Genomic DNA, 22,780 nt, shown 5'->3' with positions numbered 1-22,780 from the left:
GCCTCCTCGATCACCTTCTGGTGGCGGCGCTGGAGCGAGCAGTCGCGCTCGAACAGATGGACGACCTGGCCGTGGCTGTCGCCGAAGATCTGCACCTCGATGTGGCGCGGGCTGAGGATGTATTTCTCGATCAGCACGCGGTCGTCGCCGAACGACGACGCCGCCTCGCGCCGGCAGGAATCGAGCGCGTCGCGGAAGTCGGCGGCGGACTCGACGCGCCGCATCCCCTTGCCGCCGCCGCCCGCGACCGCCTTGATCAGCACTGGATAGCCGATCGCATCGGCCTCGCTTTGGAGCCGCTCGGGCGACTGGTCGTCGCCGAGATAGCCCGGCGTGACGGGCACGCCCGCCGCGATCATCAGCGTCTTGGCGGCGTCCTTGAGCCCCATCGCGCGGATGCTCGCCGGCGTGGGCCCGACCCAGACCAGCCCGGCGTCGATCACGGCTTGGGCGAAGTCCGCGTTCTCGGAGAGGAAGCCGTAGCCGGGATGGATCGCCTCGGCGCCGGTCTGCCTGGCGGCAGCGATGATCCGCTCGCCGACCAGATAGGAGTCGCGCGCCGGCGCCGGCCCGATCGCCACCGCCTCGTCGGCGGAGCGGACGTGGAGGGCTTGGGCGTCGGCTTCGGAATAGACCGCGACGGTGCGGATGCCGAGCGCGCGCGCGGTGCGGATGATCCGGCACGCGATCTCGCCGCGATTGGCGATGAGCAGGGAGGTGATCATGCGAGCCTTCTTTCCATCCCGTCATGCTGAACTCGTTTCAGCATCCCGCAGACTGCGGTATCCTCACGTCCGCTATGGATCGGCAGCCGTGCGTCTATATGCTTGCGAGCGCGCCGCGCGGGACGCTGTATATCGGCGTGACGTCCAACCTTCTGTCGCGGCTCGACCAGCACCGGCGCGGCACGGTGCCGGGCTTCACGACACGGTACAGGGTGAAGCGGCTCATCTATTTCGAGATGGCGGATACGATGGACGCCGCGATCGGCCGCGAAAAGCAGCTCAAGCGTTGGCATCGAGACTGGAAGCTCAATCTGATCGAGGCCGCCAACCCACATTGGGAGGATTTGGCGATTGCGCTTGGTTTCTCGCCTCTCACCGACGGAGACGGGGAGCGGGCGGGACCCTGAAACGAGTTCAGGGTGACGGCATAGGGGATCTGCCCCCCTCACATCCGGAACACCCCGAAGCGGGGGCCCTCCGCAAGCGGGGCGTTGAGGCAGGCGGCGAGGCTCAGGCCCAGCACGTCGCGGGTCTGGGCCGGATCGATGATCCCGTCGTCCCACAGATGCGCGGTGGCGTTCCAGGGATTGCCCTCTTCCTCATATTTCTGGCGGACCGGCGCCTTGAACGCCTCGGCCTGCTCCGGCGACCATGTGTCCGCGTCGCGGTGCACGGTGGCCAATACCGAAGCCGCCTGTTCGCCGCCCATCACCGAGATCCGGCTGTTGGGCCAGGAAAACAGGAAGCGCGGGCTGTAGGCGCGCCCCGCCATGCCGTAATTGCCCGCGCCGAAGCTGCCGCCGATCAGCACCGTGATCTTGGGCACGCTTGCGGTTGCCACCGCGGTGACGAGCTTGGCGCCATGCTTGGCGATGCCTTCGGCCTCGTATTTACCGCCGACCATGAAGCCCGAAATATTCTGCAGGAACAGCAGCGGCACGCGGCGCTGGCAGGCGAGCTCGATGAAATGCGCGCCTTTGACGGCGGCCTCCGAGAACAGCACGCCGTTGTTGGCGAGGATCGCGACCGGCATCCCCCAGATATGCGCGAAGCCGGTGACCAGCGTCGTCCCGTAGAGCGGCTTGAACTCGTGGAACTCGGACGCGTCGACGAGCCGCGCGATGATCTCATGGACGTCGTAGGGGGCGCGAACATCCTCGGGAACCAGCCCGTACAGCTCTTCCGCTGCGAATTTGGGCGCACGCGGGATTTTCAGCGCGACATCCGGAGTGCGGTCGGCGGGCAGCGTCGCGACGATGTCGCGCACGATCGTCAGCGCATGCTCGTCATTCTCGGCGAGATGGTCGACCACCCCCGATTTGCGCGCGTGGAGGTCGCCGCCGCCCAGCTCTTCGGCGGTGATCACCTCGCCCGTCGCGGCCTTGACCAATGGCGGACCGGCCAGGAAGATCGTGCCCTGGTTGCGGACGATCACGCTCTCGTCGGACATTGCCGGCACATAGGCGCCACCCGCGGTGCAGCTGCCCATCACGCAGGCGATCTGCGCAATGCCCTGCGCCGACATCTGCGCCTGGTTGAAGAAGATCCGGCCGAAATGGTCGCGATCGGGAAAGACCTCGGCCTGGTGCGGCAGGTTGGCGCCGCCGCTGTCGACCAGATAGATGCACGGCAGCCGGTTCTCGAGCGCGATCTCCTGCGCGCGCAGGTGCTTCTTGACGGTGAGCGGGTAGTAGGTGCCACCCTTCACCGTCGCGTCGTTGCAGACGATCATGCACATCCGCCCCGAGACGCGGCCGATCCCCGCGATCACCCCCGCACCGGGCACCTCGTCGTTATACTGCCCGTTGGCCGCGAGCTGGCCGATCTCGAGGAAGGGCGCGCCGGGGTCGAGCAAATGGCCGACGCGGTCGCGCGGCAGCAGCTTACCGCGCGAGACGTGGCGATCGCGCGACGCCTGCGCTCCGCCGAGCGCGGTGCGCGCGACATCGGCGCGGAGTTTTTCCGCAAGCGCGCGATTGTGTGCGGCGCGGGCGCGGAAGGCTTCCGAGGACGGATCGGCCAGGGTCGAAAGGGTCGCTCCCATCATTTGTCCCCGTCATGCTGAACTTGTTTCAGCATCCCGCTTCGAGGCTGTCCGGCCTGGCCGAGGCGGGACCCTGAAACAAGTTCAGGGTGACGAAGTGGAAATTGCTGCTGGCTACCCCGCATCATTGCGCCCTCGGTGCGTCGTGGCCGATCAGTTCGCGGCCGATCAGCATGCGGCGGACCTCGTTGGTGCCAGCACCGATGTCGAGCAGCTTGGCGTCGCGCCAATAGCGTTCGACCGGCCAGTCCTTGGTGTAGCCCGCCCCGCCCAGCGCCTGGATCGCCTCGCCCGCGACCTTCACCGCATTCTCGGAGGCGAGCAGGATCGCACCGGCCGCGTCGAAGCGCGTCGTCTGCCCGGCGTCGCAGGCGCGCGCCACGGCATAGGAATAGCTGCGCGCCGAGTTGAGCGCGACATACATGTCGGCGATCTTGCCCTGCATCAGCTGAAATTCGCCGATCGCGCGGCCGAACTGCCGGCGCTCGCGTACGAACGGCACGACCACGTCGAGGCAGGCCTGCATGATGCCGAGCTGGATGCCCGAGAGCACGACGCGCTCATAGTCGAGGCCGGACATCAACACCTTCACGCCGCCGTTGAGCGGACCCATCACCTGCGCGTCCGGCACGAAACAGTCGTCGAACACCAGCTCCGCGGTCGGCGACCCGCGCATCCCCAGCTTGTCGATCTTCTGCCCGATCGAAAAGCCGGCGAAGTCCTTCTCGATCAGGAAGGCGGTGATGCCCTTCGATCCGGCGTCGGGCACGGTCTTGGCGTAGACGACCAGCGTGTCGGCATAGGCGGCGTTGGTGATCCAGAATTTGGTGCCGTTGAGCCGCCAGCCGCCGTCGACCTTGTCGGCGCGCAGCTTCATCGAGACGACGTCGGACCCCGCCCCCGCCTCGGACATCGCCAGGCTGCCGACATGTTCGCCCGAGACCAGCTTGGGCAGATAGGCCGCCTTCTGCTCGGCCGAGCCCCAGCGGCGGATCTGGTTGACGCACAGGTTGGAATGCGCGCCGTAGGATAGGCCGACCGAAGCCGAGGCCCGGCTGACCTCCTCGCAGGCGACGACATGTTCGAGATAGCCCAGGCCCAGCCCGCCGAATTCCTCCTCGACGGTGATGCCGTGCAGCCCCAGCGCGCCCATTTCGGGCCACAGCTCGCGCGGAAACCGGTCTTCCGCGTCGATCCGGGCGGCACGCGGCGCGATCTTGTCGACGGCGAAGCGCCGCGTCGTCTCGCGGATCATGTCCGCCATCTCGCCCAGCCCGAAATCCAGCTCCGCCAACCCGCTCTCCTCTTTCTCTTTGCGGCCCGCGCTACGCGATCGACGCTCGCAGAAAAAGCCCAAAGCGCAAGCGCAGGCTGCGCCGCCCGCCGCGCACCGGCGACGACATCCCCGCGGCGATCGATCCGGCGCCAACTGCGCTCGCAATGGCACCGCTACCTTCTGACATTTTTGTCATACGGTACCCAGTGTAGGTAATGAGGCGTTGGGCTATGCAGCAGCCCCGCGATCGGAAGGAACATTGTGGCCCCTGGCGCCGTACTCGCCACTCGTACCGTAGACCGCCCTGGCCTCGATCCGCTGGGCTATGATCTGGCGGTCATCGTTCCGACCTTTAACGAGGCGGCCAACGTCGCGCCGCTGGTCATGGCGCTCGACGTCGCCTTGATGGGCCTGCGCTACGAAATCCTGTTCGTCGACGACTGGTCGCGCGACGGCACGCCCGAGCGCATCGCCGAGCTCGCGGCGGATCGCGCCGACATTCGGGTCATCCGCCGCTTCGACCGGCGCGGTTTGTCGAGCGCGGTGATCGAGGGGATGATGGCGACGATGGCGCCCGTCGTCGCGGTGATCGACGCCGATGGCCAGCATGACGAGCGGCTGATGCCCCGGCTGTTCGCGCTGGTGCGCGACGGCAGCGCCGATGTCGCGATCGGCTCGCGCTATTGCAGCGCAGGGTCGACCGGCGAGTGGAGCCGTGCGCGCGTCGCCTGCAGCCGCGCGGCGACGCGTCTGTCGCAGCTCGTGCTGAGCGCGCCGGTCGCCGATCCGATGAGCGGCTTCTTCGCGATCCGCCGCGACCGCGTCGAGGCGCTGCTGCCGCGCCTGTCCGGCCGCGGGTTCAAGATCCTCTTCGATCTGCTCACGTCCAGCCCCGAGCCGCTGCGCGCGGTCGAGCTGCCGTTCGAGTTCCGCGCGCGGACCGCGGGCGAGAGCAAGCTCGGCACCGGCGTCGTGCTCGATTATATCGTGACCATCGCCGATCGGCTGATCGAGCGCGTGCTGCCGCCGCGTCTCGTCATGTTCGGCGGCGTCGGCGCGCTCGGCCTTGGCGTCCATCTCGCGGTGCTAAGGGGCATGCTGGGGCTAAGCGGCGCGGGATTCGACGAAGCGCAGACGGTCGCGGTGATCGCCGCGATCGCGTTCAACTTCGCGATCAACAACATGATCACCTTCCGCGATCGCCGGCTCAAAGGCTGGCGGCTGCTGACCGGACTCGCGACCTTCTATACGGTGTGCGGGCTCGGCGCGCTCGCCAATGTCGGCATCGGCGCGCTGCTGTTCGCCGAGCATCACCGTTGGTGGGTGTCGGGCGTGGCAGGCGCGCTGGTCGGCTCGCTGTGGAATTTCCTCGCCTCCACGCTGGTGACCTGGCGCAAGCGCTGACCGGTCAGCGCGACGCGGTGTCCGGCCGGGCACCGTTTCGCGCATAGACGATCTGGTCGCGACGGCCGACGCGGATCGCGGCGATCGGATGATAGTCGCGCGCAAGATGCGCGGCCATCTGGACGACTGGCGGCTCGTGCTCACTGCCCGGCTGGTTTTCGATCACGATGACCGCAGGGCGCGCATCAAGGATGCGCTCGAGTTCGCGCGGTTGATCGACGCCGACCGCGCCCTGCTCGTTGGGATCGCGCAAATGGGTCGGGAAGACATAGCGTGTCGGCAGAGCGGCGGGGAGGACATGGTAGATGATCGGCAGATTGTCCCACACATAGACGCCCTGCGCGGCATAGGGGCGGATCACAGCGACGAGGCGCGCGAACTGGGCGGGCGTCCCGCGACGGCGCTGGTTGAGGGTCGGCAGCATCAGGCAGGCGAGCGATGCGCCGGTGAGGATCAGCAGCGGCCAATCCGCGCGACGGCGACGATCGAGCGCAACCGCCGCACCGACGGCGGCCGGCAGGACGATCGGCAGGCCATAATGATCGAAATAATAGCCGAAGGCGATCACCGACAGGACGGCGACCGCGAGCCAGGCCGAGAGGAACAGCGTGACCGCATCGCGGGTCGCGGTCAGTCGCAGCCGTATCCCATGCGTCGCCAGGATGATCAGCGGCGCAAGATAGAGCGACAGCGTCGCCGCGTTACGCAGCCCGTCATGCTTGTCGAGCGCGTGGCGCCGGAAGATCGAGACGAAATTGGCGAACCAATAGTCCTGCAGATGCCCGAGCCTCCAATATGTCGCGACGGCAAGCACGGTCGGCAGCAGCGCGAGCGCGATCCACAGGAGGGCGACGAGCGCGAGCGCCGTCCAGCGGAGCTTGTCCCGCAGCGCGACCAGGATCAGCGTCAGTCCGAACAGACCGCCTTCGAAGACCGCGCTATATTTGATCTGCAGCGCGACGCCGATCGCCAGCATGGCGGCGCCACCGGTCAGGATCAGCGATGACGGGGATCGCCGGCTCTCCGCCGCCCGGCATACCGACAACGCCGCGAGCGCGACGAACAGATTGTAGAACACCGGCGACTGGCCACCCTGCCCGGTCAGCAGCGGAATCCACAACAGATACAGCAGCGCCGCCATCCGCGACCCGCGCGGCCCCGCCCAGCGCGCCGCCAAACGCTCGACGACCAGCGCGGTGGCGATCGCGAAGCCGGTCGCGACGAGCTGATATTGGAGGATCCCCGACCCGCCGAGTTCGCGGATCGCGGCATAGATCAGGAACAGCCCGATCGGCTTGCGATCCCAGATGTCGACATAGGGGAGCGCGCCGTGCAGCATGCGATCGCCGACGAGCAGATAGAATTGCTCGTCGATATGGACGATCGGATTGCCGAACTGCTGGAAGCGGGTGAGCAACGCGACCGCAACGACCGCCATCACGAACAGCGCGTAGCGCCGGGACGACTGCCCGGCGCCGAGACGATCTGCGCCGATCATGGCATGGTCACGGGCGCGCGAATCCCGCGGAACGGCGCAACCGACACCGCGCGGCTCGATTCCGCCGATGCGAGGCCTATGACGGAGCGGGTGGCGGCGCGCGTCTCTCCCACCGCGATCCCGGGCTTGACCCGGGATCCAGGGCTGAACACGCCGCTACGTGCGGCCCGCGATGCCGGATCGGGTCCGACCTGACAATGGAAGGCCGGCGAAGCGCTAGCCCTCACCCCAATCCGCGCCCGAGCACGCGCGTCAGCCGCTCGGCAAAGGCACGCGGATCGAGCGGCAGTTCGCCGTCGGCGATCCGCGCCTCGTCGAACAGCAGGTGTGCGGCATCCTCGCGTAGGGCATCGCCGTCGGCGACCTCGCTGAGCCTGGTGATCAGCGCGTGGCGCGGATTGATCTCGAACACCGGCTTCGCCGCCGCACCGAGCTGACCCGCGCCGGCAAGCAGCTTCTCGAGCTGGCGGTCCATGCCATGATCGGGCGCTACCAGGCAGACCGCGCTGTCGGTCAGGCGCTCGGAGGCGCGCACGTCGGACACGGCGTCGCCCAGCGTCGCCTTGACGAAGGCCATGAATGCATTGACCGCGTCGGAGGCCACCGGCGCGGCCTGCGCGCCGTCGAGCAGCGGGATCAGCCCGAGATCGGCGAGCCCCTGCGTCACCGACTTGAACGGCTTGCCGTCGTGATCGACGCCCGAGGTCACCCAGAAGCTGTCGACCTGATCGGGCAGCAGCAGCACCTCGATCCCGCGCGCGCGGAAGCCCTCGAGCTGCGGCGACGAGGCGAGTCGGTCGAGATCCTGTCCGGTCGCATAATAGATCGCGGTCTGGTTCTCCTTGAGACCTGCGGCATAGTCCTTGAGCGAGCGCCATTCGCCGCCCGACGCCGTCGTCTTGAAGCGCGCGAGGCCGAGCAGCGTCTCGCGCCGCGCGAAATCCTCGTACAGGCCTTCCTTGAGCACCGCGCCGAAATCGTCCCAGATCCTGAGATAGGCCTCGGCATCGCTCGCCGAAAGCTTTTCGAGCTCGGACAGGACGCGGTTGGCGACGCCCTTCTGGATCGCGGCGAGCACCGGGCTCTCCTGGATCATCTCGCGCGAGACGTTGAGCGGCAGGTCGGCGGAGTCGACCAGGCCGCGCACGAAGCGCAGATAGCGCGGCAGGATCTGCGCCTCGTCGGTGATGAACACGCGGCGGACGTAGAGCTTCATCCGGCCGGCGCGATCGGGATCGAACAGGTCGAAGGGTTTGGTACCGGGCACGAAGGCGAGCACGGTATATTCGTGCAACCCTTCCGCACGGTAATGCAGCGTCAGCGCCGGATCGTCGAACTGGCCCGCGGCGGTGCGGTAGAAATCCTTATAGTCGTCGGCGGTGATCTCGGCCTTGGGGCGCGTCCACAGCGCGGCACCGTCGGCGATCGAGGCCAGCTCGGCCTCGGGGCTTTCCTTGAGAAAGATCGGCACCGGGACATGGCCCGACTGCGCCTTGATCGTGCGCTCGACGGCGTGCCGCTCGGTATAGTTCGCCGCATCCTCCTTCAGGTGGAGCAGGACGCGTGTGCCGCGCGCGGGCGCCTCGGCGAGATCGACCGTCCGGATCGTATAGGTGCCCAGCCCGTCCGACGACCAGATCGCGGCCGTCTCGGCGCCGGCGCGGCGCGAGCTGACGTCGACATGATCGGCGACCATGAACGCCGAATAGAAGCCGACGCCGAACTGGCCGATCAGCTGACCGCCGGGTTCCTTATCGCCCTTGGCATCGGCGATGCGATCCATGAACGCCTTGGTGCCCGAGCGCGCGATCGTGCCGAGCGCGTCGGCGAGCTCGGCCTCGCTCATGCCGATGCCATTATCCTCGATGGTGAGCGTGCGCGCGGTGGCATCGAGCGTGACGGTGATCCGCGGCTGGCCGTCGTCGCCAAGCAGCGTCGCGTCGCTCAGCCCCTCGTAGCGCAGTTTCTCGCAGGCATCCGCCGCGTTCGAGATCAGCTCGCGCAGGAAGACGTCCTTGTCCGAATAGACCGAGTGCACCATCAGGTGCAGCAGCTTCGCGACATCGGCCTCGAAGGAGCGCGTCTCGGGCGCGGCGTCGGTGGTCGTCTCGGGGGTCGTCGTCATGGTGCTGTCCTATGCGCTCCCATCGTGGTCGCTCGTGCAGATGGCCGATGGACCCGGGGCTTTCAAGGGCCGCGCGATGGCGCCGCCGCGCCGGCCTGCGCCATGGCCGATCCGCCGCGCGAGGCGCGCCCGCTCAGAAGCTCATCTGCACGCCGGCCCGGATCGCGACCGCGGTGCCGCCGTCCTCGCGCTGGCCATCGACCTCGCCCGATGCCGTGAAGCCGCTATTGCCGCCCTTGAGCCGGAGCGCGCCGGTCCAGCCGCCCTTGTCGGCGTCGGGCACCAGCGTGAACGCCTGGCCGCCGGCGAAGCTCGCCGTCGTCGCACCGAGCGTCCCGCCAATGATCGCGCGACGCCCGCCCTCTAGCTCGACGCGCATATAGGCGCTGTCGTCGGTCTCGTCCTGGAAGATGCGGTAGCCGACCACGAGCGATCCGTTCGCCGCAAGCTCGTTGCTGGTCCGTGTGTCGACAAGCAGGTCGTAGCCGACGCCGCCGCCGGTCTCGGCATAGCCCGGCTCGCGCAGATGGTAATAATCGATCGACGCCTGCGGCCGCAGCGAAAAGGCGCCCAGCGCGATCTGGTAGGACAGACCGCCGAGCCCCGATTCCATCTTGCCGGTCCAGGCGCCCTGCGCGGTGCGCGTGAACGCCGTGCCGTCGTCGCTGCCAGCGAACTGGCGATCGTCGTGGAAGCGGATCGTGGCGACGCTGCCCCGCGCGAAGGCGTGCAGCCCGCCCCAGTCCGCACGCCAATAGACGCCGAGCTCATATTGATCGTCGCGGATGCTGTTGCTGGTGTCCTTGGTATCGTTGTTGCCGGTCAGGAACGAGCCGGAGATGCCGATCCGGCCGATCTTGCCGAGCGAATATTCGCCGCCCGCCGACACGCCCCAACCGCTCAGCCGATATCCGGCCGTGTCGCCCGTCGATTTGTTGTCGAGCCAGCCGACCTGCTGGATCCAGGCACCCCAGCGGCCGTCCTGATACATCGGCGCTGCCGGATCCTCGAGCCAGCGCGCGCTCTGGCGCGAGCCGAGGCTGACCTGCTTGAAGGTGCCGCCCGCATAATCGGGCAGCATGCTGCTCAGAGCGCGGGTCAGGCTGGCGGCATTGGTATAGGTCAGGAAGGAGTCGCCGAGCGGGGTGTCGCCCGAGATAGCGGCGAGGATCGGCTGATAGGCCGCGGTCGCCGCACGGTTTAGGCCGAGCTGCGCGGCCGTCTTCGGCGCGACCGACAGGTCGAGGCCGGTGCCACCCGTCGTCTGGGCCAATGTCGCCGAGAACAGATAGGGCAACGTCGCTGCGTCGACCGAGACGTTGCCGGCACCGGTCAGCGTGCCGGCCTGGACCAAGGTGTAGGTGCCGACTGCCGAGGAGATATTGGCGAAATGCAGCGCGATCGTCGAACCGGCGGCGAAGCTGGCAGTGCCGGCGACGAGATAGTCGGTCGCAGCACCCGTCGACCCGTTGAGCTGGACACCGAGCGTGCCGCCGTTGGAGACCGTCAGCGACGACAGCGCGACGGCGCCCGTGTTGGAAAGCGACAGCGTGCCGCCCGCGACGGTCAGCGCGACGCCGCCGGCATTGTTCAGCGCGCCGGTGAAGGCCGATCCGGTTCCCAGGGAGAAGAGCCCCGCATGATTGCCGAAATCGGCGTTGCCGGTGAGCGTCGCGGTGCCCGACAGGGCGATCGTGCCGGTCCCGCCGAAGCTGACGTTGCCGCTGATCTTGCCCGCCGATGCGGCGAGCGTGTCGTTGCCCGATCCGAACAGGAGGTCACCGGTGATCGACGGCACGCTGGTGCCGCTGCTCGGCGCGACCTGGGTGACGGTGACCGCCTGGTTGCCGGTCGACAGATCGAGCGCGACATTGCTGGCGCCGCCGCTGGCAGTGACCGTGCCGCTGTTGGTGAACTGGGTGACCGTGCCGGAGCGGTCCGCAAAGGCGAGCGCGGCCGCGCTCGTGCTCGACGACGTCGCGGTCAGCGTGCCGCTGTTCGTGATGGTCGGCGCTGTCGCGCCAGCGTCGATCAGCAGCGCCGTGCTGGTCTGCCCGGCCGTCGCCGCGCCGACCGCGCTGATCGTGCCGCCTTGGGCCAGTATCGGCACGGTCGCGCCGCTGCCGATCTCGATCGCGGTCGCAGACGCATCGTTGGACGCCGCCGAGATCGTGCCCGTGATCGACGCGCCGCCGGCGATGGAAACGGCGCCGCCGAGGCCACCGATCACCAGCGCATGCGCGGCGACACCGTCATAGACGCCGGTCGCGCTGACCGTGCCGTTCATGTCGAAGCCGTAGCCGTTGGTGTCGGCGGCGAGCGCACCGATCGTCACCGGTTGCGAAGCCGAGCCGATCTGCACCGCGGCCGCGGAGCCAAAGGAGGTGATCGTGGCGGCGGTGGTCGTGACCGCGGCGCCGCTCGAATCGGTGGTGCTGGGCGCCGCGGTGAAGATCATCCCGCCGGCGACGCTGCCGGCGACCTGCAGGGTCGGGCCGTTCTGCAGCAGATTGTCCGCGCCGAGCGAGGTCTGCGTGGCCGGCAGCGTGGTCGAGGTATAACCGGTCGAGGTCAGCGTCGCCTGGACGGTGAGCGTCCCGCCGATCGCGCCGTCGAGCAGCACGGCCGAGGCGTTGGCGCCGGTGGCGGTGACCGTGCCGGCGATACCGACATTGCCCGTCACCGCCCCGGTGGTGATGCCGTTGCTGTTGTCGCCGGTGACCGTGATCGTGCCGCTCTGGCTCAGCGATCCGGTCAGCGTCCCGCCGAGCGCGATGCCGGCGCTGTTGTTGCCCTTGACGGTGATCGTGCCGCTGTTGGTGACGTCACCGGTCAGCGCGCCGAGCGTCTGGATGCCGAAGCGGTTGGTGCCTTCGGCGAAGACGCCGTCGACGACGCCGTCGCCATTGGTGTCGGTCTGCGTATAGGTCTCGTTGACGGTGATCGTACCGCTATTGGCGATCGCGCCGGTCTGGCCGGCGTTGGCGACGATCCCGGCCGAATTGTCGGCGCCGGTGATCGTGATGGTGCCAGCGTTGGTGACGCTGTTGGCACTGTCGATCGTCACCGCGGTGCCGGCCGCGGGCGAGAGGGTGGCGCCGCTCGCTATGCTCACGTCGGCGGCGGTGCCGCTGCTGGCGGTCGAGGTCTGGATCGGTGTGGTCTGCGTGCCGGTGACGCTGACCGACGCGGCAGACGCCACCTGGGCGGCGAAGACGATCGCGAACGGCGTCAGACATGTGGTCGCAACCAGAAAACGGCGCATGATACCCCTCAAATCCGCGCGACGTCGCCCGTTGGCGTGCGGTGCGCGCTCATCATTTTCGACCCTGTGGGCGCGCTTTGGCCCCACGCCGGATTGCGCGAATCTGAACAATGTACGCACGCCGCCGGCGATCCGCGGGCGAACGCGGTCGGCTTACCCGGACGGCTTCGGATACGGCTGAACCACGGGCTGCTGTTTTGGCGGGCCCGTTGACGACCGACTATGCGGCGGTTGCCGTCGTGGCATCGGCCAGCCAATCATTCTGGTTGGCATGATAGGGATCGGGCGGCTTGTGGTCTGGCAGGTTCCGCGGCCGTGCCAGACCGTCCCGACACGATCGTGTCATGGGAATGCATCCATCGGTTGACCGATCACGCTCGAAAAGCTAGGTGCGGCGACGGCGATGGATTTCCGCCGGGCCATCAGGCCGAACCGCCCTGGCAAGGGCCGATGATTCCTACCAAGCGCCGGAAGGCAGCAAGGAGGAATTGTGCGCGCGACGTTTCGGAATCTCTACCACCAGTTCAACGTGGCCGCGTTCGTCCGCAACCGACAGGACCACGCCGTGTCGGTCCTGCGTTGGGCGCTGATCCTGATCCCCATGGCGGCGGCGGTGGGAACGCTGTGCGCCGCCTTCCTATGGACCCTCGACGCGGCAACGCGGCTACGCTTCGCCTTTCCCTGGCTGCTCTATCTGCTGCCGCTCGGTGGGTTCGTCGTCGGCCTGCTATACCATTTAACCGGGCGATCGGTGGAGGGCGGCAACAACCTGATCGTCGAGCAGATACATCAACCGGGCGGTGGCGTGCCGCTGCGCATGGCACCGCTGATCTTCATCGGCACCGTCGTGACGCATTTGTTGGGCGGGTCGGCGGGACGCGAGGGCACCGCCGTCCAATTGGGTGGCAGCCTTGCCAGCGGGTTCGGCCGGGCATTGCGGCTGGATGCGGACGCGACGCGCGTCCTGCTGATGACCGGCATCGCGGCGGGGTTCGGCGCAGTGTTCGGAACGCCGATCGCCGGTGCGGTTTTCGCGTTGGAGGTATTGGCGATCGGGCGCATCGAGTATCGCGCGCTGGTGCCCTGCCTCGCGGCGGCGCTGGTCGGCGACTGGACCTGTATCGCGTGGGGCATCCACCACGGCGTGTACAGGATCGATGCGTTGGTGCCGGTCGATGCGCTGCTCGTCGCCAAGGCCGGCATCGCGGGCATCGCATTTGGCCTGACGGGCCTTGCATTTGCCGAGGCCAATCATGCGCTAGGGGGATGGCTAAAGCGCATCGTCGTTTATGGTCCGCTGCGACCCGTACTTGGCGGCCTCGCGGTGATCGCGTTGGTCCATCTCGTCGGCACGCGCGACTATCTTGGATTGGGAACGCTGACGACAACCCCGGGTGGCCTTACGATCGCCAGCTTCTTCGGTCCTGGTACATACCCGTGGAGCTGGGCATTGAAGCTGCTGTTTACCGTCGTCACGCTCAGCGCCGGCTTCAAGGGAGGCGAGGTGACGCCGCTGTTCTTCATCGGCGCGGCACTCGGCAATGCCCTCGCCCCGGTGTTCGGCGTGCCGACCGGCGTGTTCGCCGCAATCGGCTTCGTCGCGCTGTTCGCGGGCGCGGCCAATACGCCGCTCGCCTGTACGTTCATGGGGATCGAGTTGTTCGGCGCAGCCTATGCGGTGCCGATCGCGGTCGCGTGCTTCGTCGCCTATCTTTGTTCTGGTCACAATGGCATCTACTTGTCGCAGCGCGTTGCCGTGCCCAAGATCCCGGCGGCGCATCTCGTGCCCGACGCGACCTTGCGCGACGCCCGCGCGCATCGCGCGTTCCGCCTTCGCTAGCGTCGGTCAGGCGTCGGCGATCCTCGTCGACGCATCCCGTCACTGCGCGGCGCACAGCGCAGCGGCAATTTGGGCGCGGCGCGTGGCGCGCTCGATCACGTCGCTAGGCGCGCCACGACGGATCGCGGACGGAGGCCGCTCTGCCGAGGCGAGGGCACCGCGCGCGAACCGCAGGCGTGCAAACCCCCTACTCCACCGCCCAGACGAACGGCAGCGGCGCCTCGCGGAAGGCGAAGCGGTCGAGATGCTCGGCGAGGACGCCCTTCATCCGCGCGAGCGTTTCGGAGTCGGGCGCATCGAGACGCGCAAGGAGCGCGGCGTCGCTGGCCTCGAGCGACGCGACCACACCGTTGGGGAAGCGGATCGTCGCCTGCGCGGCGTCGAACGTCACCTCCAGCTTGTGCGACCAATGTTTGGCGAGCTGCTGGAGATAGCGGCTGCCGTGGGTGGTCGCGATCGTCGCAGTCGCGGATCGCGCGATGGTCGTGTCGGTCATTCGTGAATGATCCTTCCCCAATTGGAGGCGGGCATGGCGGCACGCGGCTTCTCGACGGTGCGCGCGGCGCGCGCGGCTGCGGCCGCCCGGACGGATTTGCCGTCGAGCAGGCCGAGCCGGCGCCGAAGCATTTGCAGCCGCGTCATGGCTAGAGGCGTTCGATCTTGCGCGCCGCCTCGTCGATCAGGGCGACGATCTCGTGCAGCGTCTCGGGCGCAAGCTCCGCACCGCCGACGCGTTGGCCGACCAGTTTGTTGGCAAGCACTGCGCGCAGATTGTGGATCGCGCGGCGCACCGACATATTCTCGGTCCGCTCGCGCATCGCGCCCAGCGTGTCGAGCCGCCCCATCAACGCGGCGACCTCGTCGGCCTTGTCGGCAAGGACGCGCGTGCCCTCTTCGGTGACCGCGAAGATCTTGCGGTTGCCCTCGCTCGGCGTCTCCTCGATCTGGCCCATGTCGCCGAGTAGCGTCAGCGTCGGGTAGACGACGCCCGGGCTGGGCGCATAGCCGCCACCGGTGCGGTCCTCGATCGCCCGGATCAGGTCGTAGCCGTGGCGCGGCTGGTCGCCGATCAGGCGGAGCAGCACGAGGCGCAGTTCGCCCCCGTCGAACACGCGCCGCCGACCGCCGCGCTCGCCGCGGCCCTCGTCGTCGCCGCCCCAGCCGCCGAATCCGCCAAAGCCGCCGCCGCGACCCCCGCGCTCGCCGAAGCCGCCGCGCATGGCGTGCCGACCGTGACCATGGCCGTGCCGATGATCGCCGCGCTCGTCGTCGCGGCCATGAAGGTGAAATCCGAATCGCATGATCGTCTCTTTCCTGTCTCTGATGTTCTGAGATATATCTCAGATACGCGAAAAGACAAGGCCAGCCTGTCAACTTCGTCAAGACGGTGGTCCTCCCGGCAAAATGCGGCGCAGGCCCGGAGCCCGTGGCGGACGCAACGCCGGTCGGAGAAGGGGCATGCGTCCCGGCCTGCGCCGAAAGACCGCCTCGTCGGGAAGGCTGCGCGATAGCCCAAGACCGCCTATATGGAGGTGATGGCCGACCTCTTCGCCGACACCGCCCCTGCCGCCCTCCCCGCCGAGGCCTCGCCGCTCGCCGACCGGCTGCGACCGCAGGCGCTTCCGGATGTGGTCGGTCAGGCGCATCTCACCGGCGCCGACGGGGCGATCGGGCGGATGGTCGCGGCGGGCCGACTGTCGTCGATGATCCTGTGGGGGCCGCCCGGCACCGGCAAGACGACGATCGCCAAGCTGCTCGCCGATGCGGTCGGTCTGCGCTTCGTGATGATCTCGGCGGTGTTCTCCGGCGTCGCCGACTTGAAGAAGCTGTTCGCCGAGGCCCGCGATCATGCCCGCACCGGCACGCGTACCCTGCTCTTTGTCGACGAAATCCATCGCTTCAACCGCGCGCAGCAGGACGGCTTCCTGCCCTATGTCGAGGACGGCACCGTCATCCTCGTGGGGGCGACCACCGAGAACCCGTCGTTCGAACTCAACGCCGCGCTGCTCAGCCGCACGCAGGTTCTGATCCTCAACCGCCTCGACGCGGCAGCGCTCGGCGAACTCATCGCGCGCGCCGAGGCGGTGGAAGACCACCCGCTGCCGGTCACAACCGATGCCCGTGCCGCGCTGATCGCGTCGGCCGACGGCGACGGACGCTTCCTGCTCAACCAGGTCGAGACGCTGTTCTCGGTCGACCTGCCCGCGCCGCTCGATCCCGCGGGACTTGCCGCACTGCTCCACCGCCGCATGCCGGTCTACGACAAGGACCGCGAGGGCCATTACAATCTGATCTCGGCGCTGCACAAGGCGGTGCGCGGCTCGGATCCGCAGGCAGCGCTTTACTATCTCGCGCGGATGCTGGTCGGCGGCGAGCAGCCGCTGTTCCTCGCGCGGCGGCTGGTGCGGATGGCGATCGAGGATATCGGCCTCGCCGATCCGCAGGCGCTGGTCCAGTGCATCGCCGCCAAGGATACCTACGACTTCCTGGGCTCGCCCGAGGGCGAACTGGCGCTCGCGCAGGCGTGCCTGTATCTCGCCACCGCGCCCAAATCGAACGCCGGCTACAAGGCGTTCGGCGCCGCGCAGCGCTCGGCGCGCGAGACCGGCTCGCTGATGCCGCCCAAGAATATCCTCAACGCACCGACCAAGCTGATGAAGCAGGTCGGCTACGGGAAGGGCTATGCGTACGACCATGACAGCGCGGAGGGCTTTTCGGGCAACGACTATTGGCCCGAGGAGATGACACCGCAGACCTTCTACACGCCAAGCCCACGCGGCTTCGAGGTGAAGATCGCCGAGCGGCTGGCGTATTGGGATAGCCTCCGCCGGGATCGCGACCAATGATCTGGGACGCGGCCGTCGCGCACGCGCTTGCGCTCGACGGCGCCGAAGCGTCGGCGAGCTACGGCCGGCCTGCGATCAAGGCGAACGGCAACACGTTCCTGTCCGTCGGGCAGGAAGCCGACACCAGCTTCGTGCTCCACCTCGATCCCGATCTCGTCGCGATGCTGATCGACACGCATCCCGAGACCTTCTGGCAAACCTCGCACTATGAAGGCTATGCGGCGGTCCTGGTGCGCTACCGGACGACCGACGACATGCTGGTCCGCGAGATGATCGACCGCGCTCATGCGCGCGCCTCGGCGAAAAGGCCGCCGCGTCCGCGCACGGCACGATGATGCGCCGCTTTGCGCGCTTCGCCTGCATCGACTGGTCGGGCGCGGTGGGGCGATGGCAGCCGGGAATCGCGATCGCGGTCTGCGAAACCGGCGACGCGGCGCCGGGCTTGGTGTCGCCTTCCGGTCGGCACTGGTCGCGCATGGCGGTGCGCGACTGGCTGCTCGCGCACGCCGATGCGCAAACCGACATGCTTGTCGGGATCGACTTCTCGACCGCGCTGCCATTTGATCCGGTCGGCGGCTATCTCCCCGGTGTCCCCGGCATGCCGCGCGATGCGGTGGGGCTGTGGCGCCATGTCGACGAGCTGTGCGCCGGCGATCAGCATCTCGCGGCAACCGCCTTCGTCCGCCACCCAGAGGTCGCCCCGCACTTCCGTGTCGGCGCGGTCACCGGCGCGCGCTTCGGCGATTCGCGCGATCGCAACGGCCGGCTGCGCGTCGCCGAGCGGCATGCCGGCTGCGGCCGACCCTCATCCTGCTTCAATCTCGTCGGCGCGAGCCAGGTCGGGCTGTCGAGCCTGACCGGCATGCGGGTGCTTCATCGAATCGGCGGTCGTATCCCGGTCTGGCCGTTCGATCCCGTCCCCACGAACGGACCGGTCATCGTCGAGATCTACACCAGCATCGCCGCGACCGCCGCTGGACGCCGGCGCGGCGCGAGCAAGATGCGGACGAGCACGGCGCTCGACGCCGCGCTGGTCCATCCCGCGATCGGCAGCGTGCCGCTGGGCGGTGGCAGCGAAGCGATCGTCGACCATGCCAGCGACGCGCTGCTCACCGCCGCTTGGCTGCGCCGCGCCGCCGATGACGACGCGCTATGGGCGCCGACCGATCTGACCGCCGCGCTGGCCGCAACCGAAGGCTGGACGTTCGGGCTTTCCTGACGCAAAGACAGGCGCGTGCCGGCTTAGCTCAGTTGGTAGAGCAACTGATTTGTAATCAGTAGGTCGCGGGTTCGATTCCTGCAGCCGGCACCAGCAGCCCGTCCAGCGACGTCCATATCCTGCTGGAAAGGGCGGAAACTGCGTAAAATGCGGTATCGGGCATCCAGATCCGTCCATCCAAATCAACCCCCATCCGGGTCGTTTTGGGGGCCATTTTGGGGGCACGAGAACCGCTCTCATTTCGTGGCCAGCAAAACATGCTCAGTGCCGCAGAAATCCGCGCCGCACAGCCAAAGGCGCTCCAAGAAGTTCTAACAGATCCTGCATTCGTTCATGTCATTGCCGCTTGATTCCCCTTTGAGCGTGTTACTGAAGCACATGAGGGGGTTGGGTCTGGCATGTTGATCGGGAATGTCGAAATCGACCTCTAGTGTTTCCCAATTACAATTGAGTTCCGTCGTGCACGTTCACACGCGCGTAAAAGTTTGTCGATCAGCAAAAGATTCATACCATCGGTCCGGATGACAGCTTTGGACTAAAGCGGCTATGGTAAGATCACAAACCAATGTCTTATTATAGTCTACACCTGCAGCGGCAGCGATGACGCAGCTGCAGTCACGCGAGAGCTTGCTTTCGCTTTCTGAAAGCGGCCGCTCGTTCACGAACGGCTTCACCAGCCACGGCTGCTTGCCGTGGCTGGTAACTCTTGCTTCGACGATATGCTCAGGCGGTGACTGAAACTGCTCCGATCTGCTCAGAGGCCTGTGCCATCGCGGCTTGGTCTTGCTCGGGGCCGTAGGCGATGCCCTCGGCACGGATGGTTTCGATGTCGCTGATGCCGAGGAAGCGGAGGATCGCTTCGAGGTAGGTTGCGAGGTGGTCGTTCGGCGCGAACGGACCCTGCGAGTAGACACCGCCCGACGACAGTAAGAGATAGGCCTTGCCGCTTAGCAGACCGCGTGGCCCCTCGGCGGTGTAGCCGAAGGTCTGGCCAGCGATCGCGACGTGATCGATCCACGCCTTCAGGGTCGATGGCACCGAGAAATTGTACATTGGCGAGCCGATCACCAGCACGTCGGCCGCCTTCAGCTCCTCCACCAGCGCCTTGGAGCGATCGAGCGTCGAGGCGAATGCGGGATCCCCGCCATTCTCCGGCAACCAGGCGTGGCGGATGGTCATGTCGACATGGGGAAGCTGGTTGGCGACGAGATCGCGGTAGACCACCGTCGCGTCGGCTTTGGCGACCTTGAGCCGCTCGACTAGCTCCTTCGACAGGCGACGGGTATGGGAGGTCTCGCCGTCGCTTGCGCTGGCGTCGATATGCAGGATGTTCATGCGGTCCGCTCCAGTATGGAAAAGTGACCTGCACCAGCTATGTGACCGGGGGCATCATGCCAAGAAGTCATTTTTAGAGGACCTGGTCATATGGAGCTGACTACCCCCGGACCGATGCATGTCGAGTGCGGCCGCTTCAGCAGCGTTCTCAGCCTGATCGGCGACAAGTGGACGGTGATGATCGTGCTGACGCTCACCGAGCGACCGCGCCGTTTCAACGACATCAAGCGTACCATCGGCGGCATCAGCCAGCAGATGCTCGCCCGGACATTGCGCGCCCTCGAGCGCGACGGCATGGTGAGGCGCACCGTCCACCCGACCGTTCCGCCCCAAGTGGAATACGCCCTCACCGACCTAGGCCACTCGTTGGCAGACCCAATCCACGCGTTAGGCAAATGGGCTAGGATCCACATCGCGGATATCGAAGGCAACAGGATCGCGTTCGATACGGCGAAAGCCGCAGCCTAAAGACCTTCAGGGCGTTGGCGCCCCTGACCATCGCGCGCACAGGCTGCTACCGATGGAGTCGTTCGGTATAGCCGCTCCTTTGGTATGTTCGGGGCGGTCACGCTATTTGCCCTCGCGGGACCGGTCGCTGACATCACTATCCGCCGCCGCATCCACCCGGCTTATTATTGAGGCGCATCCGTCATTCTGGCGAGCATGGTCTTGACCGCGCCCATGGCATTTCCCCTCCAGTGCTCGCCTCGCTGAAGATAGTCAGATCCAAACCTTGAACGAACACGGTATTTGCAGTGACGTTCACGCCAAAATATAGGCACTCGCTGTGAGGAGCATACATGTGACGCCGACAAGCGATATGAGCGACTCGTTCATCTGGAAAGGCAGGCGATCCGGCCGAGAGAGTTTGCGCGTGTGGTTAACGAACGAGTACTGAACGAACATACCGACCCTCCTGCGTCATCGACGTTGATCCTGGTGCGTCCAACCTGCTGCCCGTACATTTGATAATTAGTGAAACGCCCCCGGCGTTTCGACTAATAGCGATCCTTTTCAAGAGAAAGATCACAAGTGGACATCCGCATCCGCATCGCGCTCCTCGGAAGCCGGCGCTTGTTAATGTCCACCGATCGGCAATCTGATCGACGTTCCTCGCCGCGCGGGTGCGCGAGGATGAAACGAACCCGTCGCCTGCATGCCGACCAGCATGGGTCAGCGTCCCGCGCTTGGGAGACGTCGCCTGATCATGATTTGGTCGGAACCTCGCATCGACGTCCCGTGGCTGTCGTTTCCCGAGCCGCCGACCGCCCCGTCCACAGTTGGCGATTAATCTCGGATCCAACCATCTTGCGAGCGCGAGACTGGCAATTCGGTATGGCCGTCCGGGCAAGGACGCTGGCAGTGTCGATCACGAGTTCCCAATCAGGTCGGATCGACGTGGCCGCAGCCTGACAGGCGCTTTGACAAAGCGCGCGCGAAGAACTCGGTCGTGTGGCGGACGCGTGCCGGGACGAACCGGCGCTTCGGCCAGACGAGGCTCACATCCCTGACGTTTCGCACGAAGTCTTCCAAGACTGGCATGATGTCCGGATCAGCGAGATCATCGGCCAGTGACGCTGTCGTGAAGAAGCCGATGCCAACACCGGCCATCACCCCCGCCCGGATCGTTTCGATGCTGTTGGACGACAGGTTGCCGCGAACCACGACGCTGAAGGGGCCGTCCGGGCCGACGAAGGGCCAAGTCGCCGCCGGCTCATGAAAGCCGCCGTAGATCAGGCAGTTGTGGTCGACGAGGTCGGCAGGCGTTTGCGGGATGCCGCGGTCACGGAAATAGCGGCGGGCGCCGACGCACACCAGAGGCACGGCCGTCACGCGACGCACGACCGCGTCGGGTTCGTCGACCGGACCGATCCGGATCGTCAGATCCACCCGGTCCTCAACCATGTCGCGCACGATGTCCGACAGGATCAGATCCACCTCGAATTCGGGGTACAGCGTCAGCAGCTCCGGGATGAGCGGCAGGACATGCAAGCGCCCGAATGTTGAGGCGACGCTGATCCTGACCGATCCCGAAACCTGGAGCGACCGGCTCGTCATCTCATTGTCCGCATCGTCCAGATCTTCGACCATCAGCCTGGTGCGCTCGAGATAGCGCCGGCCATGATCGGTGAGCGTCACGCTGCGCGTGCTGCGATGGAACAGCGCTACGCCGAGACGCTTTTCGAGCGCCGCGATCGCCTTGCTGACGGCGGGCTGCCGCTCCCCGGTGCGACGCGCCGCCGCTGAGAAGCCGCCGGCCTCTGCCACCGCAATGAAGGTGCTGAGTTCGTGGAAACGGTCCAGACCTATTCCTCCCTAGAATGGATTATATGGGATCGTGGGTCATTATCCACTCTCCGTCTGCACTCCATCTCGACATCGAACAGAGGAGCGCAGCATGCATATCGATCTCAAAGGCAAGAAAGCCGCCGTGACGGGCTCCACCGCGGGTATCGGCAAGGCTATTGCCGAAGGGCTGGCACGCGCGGGGGCCGCGGTCATCATCAACGGCCGCGGCGAAAATCGGGTGGCCGCCGCTCTGGAGGAGCTTCGCGAACGCGTCCCGACTGCCGACATCACCGGTATTTCCGCCGATCTGGCGACCGCCGAAGGTGCTGACGACTTCGCTGCCCGGGCGGGGGATGTCGACATATTGATCAACAATGTGGGCACGGCGAAGCCCAAGCCCTTCCTTGAATTGACCGACCGCGACTGGCGAGACCTGTTCGAGCTCAATGTGATGAGCGGCGTGCGCATGACGCGCCATCACCTGCCGGCGATGACGAAGCGCGGCTGGGGGCGCGTGATCTTCGTCAGCAGCGAGTCGGCGCTGGCCATTCCCGTCGACATGATCGACTACGGCATGACGAAGACCGCGCAGCTCGCGATTTCGCGGGGCATCGCCGAGTCCGTCGCCGGCACGGGCGTGACGGTGAACGCCGTTCTTCCCGGGCCTACTAACTCCGAGATCATGTCGAACTGGATGCAGGCGACGGCCGCTTCCGAGGGCATCACGCAGGCCGAAGCCGAGCAGAGATTTCTGAAGACGATGCGGCCGACGTCGCTTCTCGGACGGTTCACGACGACCGACGAGATCGCGAACATGGTCGTCTACCTGTGCTCGGAGCAAGCATCCGGCACGACCGGGGCCGCCCTGCGTGTGGACGGCGGCGTGCTCCGGCAGATCGCATAATCCATTCAGA

At 66.8% G+C, this 22,780-nt stretch carries 19 protein-coding genes, 1 tRNA gene and 1 riboswitch; of the genes, 9 read left to right on the top strand and 11 right to left on the bottom strand.

Annotated elements, in window-relative coordinates; translation table 11 throughout:
- On the bottom strand, positions 1 to 725 hold a 725-nt coding region (locus tag Q0326_RS10865; protein WP_298690033.1), incomplete at its 3' end, for a biotin carboxylase N-terminal domain-containing protein.
- Positions 726 to 799: 74 nt separating this feature from the next.
- On the opposite strand from Q0326_RS10865, the gene Q0326_RS10860 reads away from it, so the two are divergent.
- Positions 800 to 1,132: a GIY-YIG nuclease family protein gene (locus Q0326_RS10860; protein WP_298690031.1), complete on the top strand. Its 333-nt coding sequence runs from the start codon at positions 800 to 802 to the stop codon at positions 1,130 to 1,132.
- 38 nt (positions 1,133 to 1,170) lie between these two features.
- Here the strand turns inward: Q0326_RS10860 and Q0326_RS10855 are convergent, their stop codons facing one another.
- Complete coding sequence (locus tag Q0326_RS10855; protein ID WP_298690029.1) at positions 1,171 to 2,769, bottom strand: carboxyl transferase domain-containing protein; 1,599 nt, start codon at positions 2,767 to 2,769, stop codon at positions 1,171 to 1,173.
- A 124-nt stretch (positions 2,770 to 2,893) separates the two neighbouring features.
- A complete protein-coding gene (locus Q0326_RS10850; RefSeq protein WP_298690035.1) occupies positions 2,894 to 4,033 on the bottom strand; it encodes an isovaleryl-CoA dehydrogenase in 1,140 nt (379 codons plus the stop codon).
- Positions 4,034 to 4,306: 273 nt separating this feature from the next.
- Here Q0326_RS10850 and Q0326_RS10845 point away from each other — a divergent pair, with 273 nt between their 5' ends.
- Positions 4,307 to 5,449, top strand: coding sequence for a glycosyltransferase family 2 protein (locus Q0326_RS10845; RefSeq protein ID WP_298690027.1), 1,143 nt, complete (start codon positions 4,307 to 4,309; stop codon positions 5,447 to 5,449).
- A 4-nt stretch (positions 5,450 to 5,453) separates the two neighbouring features.
- Here Q0326_RS10845 and Q0326_RS10840 read toward each other — a convergent pair whose 3' ends face one another.
- The 3 genes from Q0326_RS10840 to Q0326_RS10830 form a co-directional block, all read right to left on the bottom strand.
- Positions 5,454 to 6,947, bottom strand: a complete 1,494-nt coding sequence (locus Q0326_RS10840; protein ID WP_298690025.1) for a hypothetical protein — start codon at positions 6,945 to 6,947, stop codon at positions 5,454 to 5,456.
- Positions 6,948 to 7,170: 223 nt separating this feature from the next.
- The gene (htpG, locus tag Q0326_RS10835; RefSeq protein ID WP_298690023.1) at positions 7,171 to 9,072 is read right to left on the bottom strand and encodes a molecular chaperone HtpG; all 1,902 of its coding nucleotides are present in this window, start codon (positions 9,070 to 9,072) and stop codon (positions 7,171 to 7,173) included.
- A gap of 133 nt (positions 9,073 to 9,205) precedes the next feature.
- Positions 9,206 to 12,337: an autotransporter outer membrane beta-barrel domain-containing protein gene (locus Q0326_RS10830; protein ID WP_298690021.1), complete on the bottom strand. Its 3,132-nt coding sequence runs from the start codon at positions 12,335 to 12,337 to the stop codon at positions 9,206 to 9,208.
- Positions 12,338 to 12,727: 390 nt separating this feature from the next.
- Positions 12,728 to 12,804: riboswitch (Fluoride riboswitch) on the top strand.
- 23 nt (positions 12,805 to 12,827) lie between these two features.
- Between Q0326_RS10830 and Q0326_RS10825 the strand changes: the two genes are divergently transcribed.
- Positions 12,828 to 14,177, top strand: a complete 1,350-nt coding sequence (locus Q0326_RS10825) for a voltage-gated chloride channel family protein (RefSeq protein WP_298690019.1) — start codon at positions 12,828 to 12,830, stop codon at positions 14,175 to 14,177.
- A 187-nt stretch (positions 14,178 to 14,364) separates the two neighbouring features.
- Here the strand turns inward: Q0326_RS10825 and Q0326_RS10820 are convergent, their stop codons facing one another.
- Genes Q0326_RS10820 through Q0326_RS10810 form a run of 3 tightly spaced genes read right to left on the bottom strand, consistent with a single transcriptional unit; the run spans position 14,365 to position 15,478 of the window.
- Complete coding sequence (locus Q0326_RS10820) at positions 14,365 to 14,673, bottom strand: DUF2218 domain-containing protein (RefSeq protein WP_298690017.1); 309 nt, start codon at positions 14,671 to 14,673, stop codon at positions 14,365 to 14,367.
- Positions 14,670 to 14,819: a hypothetical protein gene (locus tag Q0326_RS10815; protein WP_298690015.1), complete on the bottom strand. Its 150-nt coding sequence runs from the start codon at positions 14,817 to 14,819 to the stop codon at positions 14,670 to 14,672. Before Q0326_RS10815 ends, Q0326_RS10820 begins: the two co-directional genes overlap by 4 nt.
- A 2-nt stretch (positions 14,820 to 14,821) precedes the next feature.
- Complete coding sequence (locus Q0326_RS10810) at positions 14,822 to 15,478, bottom strand: PadR family transcriptional regulator (protein ID WP_298690013.1); 657 nt, start codon at positions 15,476 to 15,478, stop codon at positions 14,822 to 14,824.
- Positions 15,479 to 15,712: 234 nt separating this feature from the next.
- Here Q0326_RS10810 and Q0326_RS10805 point away from each other — a divergent pair, with 234 nt between their 5' ends.
- From Q0326_RS10805 to Q0326_RS10790, 4 genes are all read left to right on the top strand, one after another.
- Entirely contained in the window at positions 15,713 to 17,023 is a 1,311-nt protein-coding gene (locus Q0326_RS10805) for a replication-associated recombination protein A (RefSeq protein ID WP_298690011.1), read from the top strand.
- On the top strand, positions 17,020 to 17,358 hold the full coding sequence (locus Q0326_RS10800; protein WP_298690009.1) for an MmcQ/YjbR family DNA-binding protein: 339 nt from the start codon (positions 17,020 to 17,022) through the stop codon (positions 17,356 to 17,358). Before Q0326_RS10805 ends, Q0326_RS10800 begins: the two co-directional genes overlap by 4 nt.
- On the top strand, positions 17,355 to 18,242 hold the full coding sequence (locus Q0326_RS10795; protein ID WP_298690007.1) for a hypothetical protein: 888 nt from the start codon (positions 17,355 to 17,357) through the stop codon (positions 18,240 to 18,242). Before Q0326_RS10800 ends, Q0326_RS10795 begins: the two co-directional genes overlap by 4 nt.
- 17 nt (positions 18,243 to 18,259) lie before the next feature.
- Positions 18,260 to 18,335, top strand: a tRNA-Thr gene (locus tag Q0326_RS10790).
- A 630-nt stretch (positions 18,336 to 18,965) separates the two neighbouring features.
- Here Q0326_RS10790 and Q0326_RS10785 read toward each other — a convergent pair.
- On the bottom strand, positions 18,966 to 19,577 hold the full coding sequence (locus Q0326_RS10785) for an FMN-dependent NADH-azoreductase (RefSeq protein WP_298690005.1): 612 nt from the start codon (positions 19,575 to 19,577) through the stop codon (positions 18,966 to 18,968).
- Positions 19,578 to 19,667: 90 nt separating this feature from the next.
- Here Q0326_RS10785 and Q0326_RS10780 point away from each other — a divergent pair, with 90 nt between their 5' ends.
- Positions 19,668 to 20,045 carry a helix-turn-helix domain-containing protein gene (locus Q0326_RS10780; RefSeq protein WP_298690003.1) on the top strand — a complete coding sequence of 126 codons (378 nt, stop codon included), beginning with the start codon at positions 19,668 to 19,670 and terminating at the stop codon, positions 20,043 to 20,045.
- A gap of 915 nt (positions 20,046 to 20,960) precedes the next feature.
- Here Q0326_RS10780 and Q0326_RS10775 read toward each other — a convergent pair.
- On the bottom strand, positions 20,961 to 21,845 hold the full coding sequence (locus tag Q0326_RS10775) for a LysR family transcriptional regulator (RefSeq protein WP_298690001.1): 885 nt from the start codon (positions 21,843 to 21,845) through the stop codon (positions 20,961 to 20,963).
- A gap of 130 nt (positions 21,846 to 21,975) precedes the next feature.
- On the opposite strand from Q0326_RS10775, the gene Q0326_RS10770 reads away from it, so the two are divergent.
- Entirely contained in the window at positions 21,976 to 22,770 is a 795-nt protein-coding gene (locus Q0326_RS10770; protein WP_298689998.1) for an SDR family oxidoreductase, read from the top strand.
- Positions 22,771 to 22,780 lie beyond the last annotated feature (10 nt).

Origin of the sequence: uncultured Sphingomonas sp. (assembly GCF_937859915.1) — a bacterium.
GTDB lineage: Bacteria > Pseudomonadota > Alphaproteobacteria > Sphingomonadales > Sphingomonadaceae > Solisphingomonas.
The sequence above is the reverse complement of the archived record's forward strand: the minus strand, read 5'-3'. Positions and strand labels throughout refer to the sequence as shown.